The sequence below is a fragment of the Paenibacillus residui genome (assembly GCF_042677205.1).
GTDB classification, from domain to species: domain Bacteria; phylum Bacillota; class Bacilli; order Paenibacillales; family NBRC-103111; genus Paenibacillus_L; species Paenibacillus_L residui.
Map to the genome: position 1 here is coordinate 1 of NZ_JBHTIU010000127.1, position 548 is coordinate 548.

Annotated in this window: 1 protein-coding gene; it reads right to left on the reverse strand. The window is 46.4% G+C overall.

The genetic code is table 11. The features are described 5' to 3' along the window. Positions 1 to 450 (reverse strand): ParA family protein (locus ACFQ03_RS25870; RefSeq protein ID WP_379291907.1); only part of this gene is annotated, 450 nt, incomplete at its 3' end. Positions 451 to 548: the final 98 nt, after the last annotated feature.

The following is a 548-nucleotide window of genomic DNA, read 5'->3' on the forward strand; positions in this document are numbered from 1 at the left end:
GATGACGCTATCAGCGGCCGCCAGTGCATTGATGGTCAACATGCCCAAGCTGGGCATACAGTCAATAAGGACATAATCATAGTCCTTTTTCACCTTGTCTATATAGGAGCGCAAGATCGTTTCCCTGCTCATTGTATTGACAAGCGAGACTTCAACAGCAGACAATTCGATGTTACCGGGCATTAGGTCAATCCCTTCGGGATGGTGCAAAATGCCTTTTTGGGGCGGATACGATTCTTCCAACATATTTTTAACGAGCAGTGTAGCCAAAGAAATTGACAAATTATCCGGTTCGCGGTAACCCAACGCATCTGTCAAATTGCCTTGTGCATCCGCATCCACTAGAAGAACCTTTTTACCTTCAGTCGCCAAGCCAATACCCAAATTAACAGCCGTAGTCGTTTTGCCGACACCGCCTTTCTGATTGGCAAGAGCAATCACCTTCGTCATTCGCTGTTCCTCCTTTCATGAAAAATGCCGGCTGCCTGAGAGGGACAACCGGCTCTTTGAAGAAATATCTATATAAAAAGAGAACGCCCCGATAAGGA